Annotated in this window: 4 protein-coding genes and 1 pseudogene; all 5 read right to left on the bottom strand. The window is 65.7% G+C overall.

Annotated features, from left to right (window positions below; genetic code table 11):
• Nucleotides 1–400 (bottom strand): ABC transporter ATP-binding protein (locus tag AC1DT2_RS15735; RefSeq protein ID WP_477297336.1); only part of this gene is annotated, 400 nt, incomplete at its 3' end.
• A 58-nt stretch (nt 401–458) separates the two neighbouring features.
• Nucleotides 459–1,838 carry an FAD-dependent oxidoreductase gene (locus tag AC1DT2_RS15730; RefSeq protein ID WP_477297335.1) on the bottom strand — a complete coding sequence of 460 codons (1,380 nt, stop codon included), beginning with the start codon at nt 1,836–1,838 and terminating at the stop codon, nt 459–461.
• Between the two features lie 90 nt (nt 1,839–1,928).
• Nucleotides 1,929–2,432: a polyhydroxyalkanoate synthesis repressor PhaR gene (phaR, locus tag AC1DT2_RS15725; RefSeq protein WP_046966621.1), complete on the bottom strand. Its 504-nt coding sequence runs from the start codon at nt 2,430–2,432 to the stop codon at nt 1,929–1,931.
• 107 nt (nt 2,433–2,539) lie between these two features.
• Entirely contained in the window at nt 2,540–4,108 is a 1,569-nt protein-coding gene (locus AC1DT2_RS15720) for a DHA2 family efflux MFS transporter permease subunit (RefSeq protein WP_477297333.1), read from the bottom strand.
• Nucleotides 4,105–4,874: pseudogene (locus AC1DT2_RS15715) on the bottom strand (EmrA/EmrK family multidrug efflux transporter periplasmic adaptor subunit); the annotation flags it as partial. The gene AC1DT2_RS15720 and the pseudogene AC1DT2_RS15715, both read right to left, overlap by 4 nt.

Below are 4,874 nucleotides of genomic sequence, written 5' to 3'. Positions count from 1 at the left end.
CCGGTTCGTCTTCGTAACCGGCCAGACCGACCTCGCGCAGCACGGCGTTCTCATCGGTGCCGCTGCGCAGACCGTACAGGCCGGCCGCGAGCCGCAGGTTTTCGCGTGGCGTCATGTCGAACTTCAGGCCCAGATGATGACCGAGGAAAACCACGGCACCGGCGACGGTATCGAGCGAGAACGGTGCGCCGTCGAGGAGGACTTCGCCTTCGCCCGGACGCAGCATGCCCGTGAGCACGCGCATCAGCGTCGTCTTGCCGCTGCCGTTATCGCCTTCGACCAGTGCGATCTCACCGCCATGCAGCGCGAAGTCGATCGGCCCGAACACCGGCTCGTCCTGGCGCAGGAAGCACAAGGCACGTGCTTCCAGCAGAGCGGTATGGTCGGGCGGAGAGGTCATTCGGTTTCGCTCTGTGCTCTGTGTAGGAGCCGATTCATCGGCGATGGGTGCTCGCGACTCAGCCTCGCTCGAACGCCTGCTTCGGCAATGGCGGCAAGGTGGCTTCCAGGGTTCGCACCGCCGCATCGAGATCGACATCGCCCACCGACTCATGCCCCTTCAGAAGCTGCTCCACCAGCACATCCTGTGCCTGCCCGCRCTCCAGCGCATAGCGATACGGCAGGTGGGTAAACGTCACCATGCGATACCGCGGCAGGTAATGCGTGGGCGAGCGCTCGGCAAGGAGGCTGCCCAGTTCGCGCTTGCGCAGATAATGCGGGTCCGCGACGGAGTCGCGCATCTCCACGTAATTCTCCAGCGCCATGCGTGCGATCGCATCCGCATTCGGTTTGCGACGCTGCTCGAACGCAGCGAACACGGCGGCGGCATTGTCCGGCTGCGCGGCAAACAGGTCGGCGAGGTCCGCCGCATCTTCGAAGCCGCAATTCATGCCCTGGCCGTGGAACGGCACCATGGCATGCGCTGCGTCACCGATGAGTAGTGCACGGCCGCCGATGTGCCAGCGGTCGAGATAGAGGGTGGCGAGGGTGCCGACCGGATGGGCCGCCCAGTCGGTGGCGAACTCCGGCATGAGGGCCAGCGCGTCGGGGAAGTCGGTGCGGAAGAAGGCCTCGGCGGCGCCGGCGCCCGCGATGGTTCGGAAGCTTGGGTGCTCACCCTCGTTCGGCAGGAACAGCGTGACGGTGAAGCTGCCTTCGCGATTCGGCAGGGCGATGCACATGTAATGCCCGCGCGGCCAGATATGCAGGGCGTTGCGCTCGATCGCGAAGGGACCGGAGGCGTCCGCCCGTGGCGGAATTTCCAGTTCCTTGTAGCCGTGACCGAGTTCCTCGATGCGCTCGCCGAGCGGCGAGTGCAGGTGCATGGCCGCGCGCAGTGCGGAACCCGCACCGTCGGCGCCGATCACCACGGGTGCCCCGACGGTGCGAAGGTTGCCGTGGGTGTCGGCCAGGGTAAGCGTGCCTGCGTCGAGGTCGGCCGAGGCCAGGCCCTGGTCGAAATGGACTGTGGCACCGGCCGCTTCGGCGGCGTCGAGCATCAGGGTGTTGAGACCGCCCCGGGAGACCGACCAGATCACCTCGGAGTCGTCCACGCCGTAGCGCTGCAGGCCGCTGTGGCCGGCCGGGTCATGGACCATGCGGCCGCGCATCATCACGGCCTGCTCAAGCACCTTGTCGGCCAGGCCGGTGGCACGAAGGGCGTGCAAGCCGCGTTCGGCCAGGGCCAGGTTGATCGATCGGCCACCCTGGAATCCGGCGCGGCGTGGATCCGCGCGCTTTTCGAACACCGTGACGCGAAAGCCGCGCTGGGTAAGCAAAGTGGCAACCAGGGCGCCGACCAATCCGGCGCCGACCACGGCGATGTCGTTACGGGGCATGGGCGGCCTGATTCGGGGGCGCGATATTGCAGGGCAGCGCATCGTGCGCCGCAGCGCCGCTGGGAGCAAGCCCGCGGCGCAGCGTCAGGATTAGCTGGCTTTTTTGCCCGTCGGGCGGGTGGTCCGCGTGACAGGTTCAGCCGGCTTTGCCGTGGCCGCATCGAGGAAGCCACGCTGCATCGACTTCCATACGTCGAGGTTGCGCTCGGTCATCTCGTTGAGCATCGACCAGGGCGTCTGGCCCATCAGGCTGTTCAGCTGGGTGCGGAACTGCTGCTGCTGATCGAGGAATACCTGCAGGCTGCGCTCCAGATACGGCCCCATGAAGCCCTGCAGCGAGTCGCCGTAGAAGCGGATGATGTGCGACAGCAGCTGCGGGGAGAGCATCGGCTGACCGTGCTCTTCGTGCTCCGCGATGATCTGCAGGAGGACGGAGCGCGTCAGATCCTCGCCCGACTTGGCGTCGCGGACTTCGAAGTTCTCCCCATCGAGTACCAGCTGGCGGACTTCCTCCAGCGTGATATAGCTCGAGATCTCCGTGTCGTAGAGACGCCGGTTCGGATACTTCTTAATGATGCGTAGGGTTTGTGCCATGCGGCGAAAGCTACCACGAGGTATTGCGCCGCACCAGTTGTCGAAAGGGGGTGTAATCGTTTTCGGATTTCACATTCCGTCTTTCAATCGATTCAGGTAACGGCAATTTAATGCGCCGCGGCACCGCCGGCATTTCCAAAGGGCGGTTTGGCAAGCCAAAGAATCGGAATCAGCGCCAGGAACAGGATGGCACAGCCGAAGAACACGTCGTTGACGGCCAGGGTCAGGGCTTCGCGGTTGAGGATCTGGTCGATCACCGCCAGCGACGGCTTGCCCTGGATGCCCAGCGTGGCCAGCTGGTTCGTATAGGCCGCCGTGGCCGGCGAGGCCTGGGTCACGTACTGGGTGAGCGAGGCGTGGTGAGACTCGCCCCGGTGGGTCCAGAGCGTCACGGTCAGCGCGGTGGACACGCTGGACGCCAACGTCCGGAAGAAGTTCGACAGTCCCGAGGCGCCGGCGATCTGGTCCGGATTGAGGCCGGACAGGAAGATCTGGTTCAGCGGGATGAAGAAGCAGGCGATGGCGATGCCCATGATGAAGCGGGGTAGCACCAGCGCGGCGAACGAGGCCCCGCTGTTGAAGCCGGCGAACCAGAACGAGGTGAAGGYGAACACCATGAAGGCGAACGTCACCACCGCGCGCAACTCCAGGCGCTGGATGTTCTTGCCGATGAAGGGCGAGACGATGAAGGCGAGGATACCCACCGGCGCCGTGGCAAGGCCGGCCCAGGTCGAGGTATAGCCCAGCGTGGTCTGCAGCCACAGCGGAAACACCACGTTGATGCCGAAGAAGGCGAGCATGCCTAGCGACAGGGCAGTCACGCCCACCGCGAAGTTGCGCCGCCCGAACAGCGACAGGTCGACCACCGGATGCTTCGCGGTGAGCTCCCAGATCACCAGGAAGACCAGTGCGACGAGTGCGATCAGCCCCAGCGTGACGATGAGCGGCGAGGCGAACCAGTCGTGGTCGTTGCCGTTGTCGAGCATGAACTGCAGCGAGCCGACGCCGATCACGAGCAACGCCAGTCCCACCGTGTCGATCGGCGCCCGCATGATCTTCGTCTCGCGGTCGCGCAGGATCGTCCAGGTGATCACGCCGGCGAGGGCGCCCACGGGCACGTTGATGTAGAAGATCCACGGCCACGAGAAGTTGTCCGTGAGGTACCCACCGAGGATGGGGCCGAAGATCGGAGCCACCACGACCGTCATCGCCCACATGGCCAGGGCCATGCCCTGTTTGGTCTTCGGATAACTGGACAGCAGCAGGGAGAGTGACAGCGCCACCATCGGGCCGGAGCCCGCGCCCTGCAGCAGGCGGAAGAGCACCAGCATCGGCATGCTGGACGCGAGGCCGCAGAGCATCGAGAACAGCACGAAAAGCATGACCGAGAAGACGAAGGTCTTCACTTCGCCAAAGCGCTTGGCCAACCATCCCGTCAGCGGCTGCATGATCGCGCTGGCGAGGGAGTAGGAGCTGATTGCCCAGGTGCCCTCGCTCGAGCTCACGCCGAGGCTGCCGGCGATATGCGGCACGGCCACATTGACGATCGTCGTGTCGAGGATCTCCATGAAAGTGGAGAACGCGACGGCGATCGTCAGCACGGCCAGGGTCGCGCCCTGGATCGGCTTGGGGCCGCTCGCGGGCGCGGCGGCGGGGATGGCGGCGGCGTCGCTCAAGGCACGCTCGCTCCCAGGTTCTTGCGCACGATGGCGTCGGCGGCARCATCGGCCTTGGCGGCGACATCGTCATAGACGCTGGTCTGCGCGACAGGTGTCGTCGAAGGTGACTGCGCGAGCACGTCGCCCTTGTCGTCGGTGATGTCGACCGTGACATCCGTGGACAGGCCGATACGCAGCGGATGCTTGTCGAGATCCTTCGGGTCCAGTGCGATGCGCACCGGGATGCGCTGCACGACCTTGATCCAGTTGCCGGTCGCGTTCTGCGCGGGAAGCAGCGAGAACGCGCTGCCCGTGCCAGCACCCAGGCCGATCACCTTGCCGTGGTATTCGGTGCCGCCGCCGTAGATGTCGGCTTCGATCTTCGCAGGCTGGCCGATGCGCACGTGGCGCAGCTGGCTTTCCTTGAAGTTGGCATCGACCCAGAGGTCGTGGAGGGGTACCACGGTCATCAGTTGCTGACCGGGCTGCACGCTGTTGCCGACCTGCACGCTGCGCAGCGCCACGTAGCCATCGATGGGTGCGACGATGGCGTTGCGTTGCGCCGCGATCCAGGCCTGGCGGAAGCCGGCACGTGCCTGTTCCACGGCGGGATTGGTCTCGACATCGCTGCCGTCGACCAGGGCGCGCGAAGCATCGGCCTGGCGCTGCGCGGACTCGAGCGCGGACTGCGCGGTGTCCACCGCATCGCGTGCATGCTGCACTTCTTCCGGCGCCACGGCCTTCTCGGCAAGCAGGGGGATGCGCCGCCTGAGATCGTCCTGCG

The sequence above is a fragment of the Luteibacter sp. P4_E6 genome (assembly GCF_056401535.1).
Note: the sequence above shows the minus strand (reverse complement) of the source record. Positions and strands in the feature narration are given on the sequence as shown.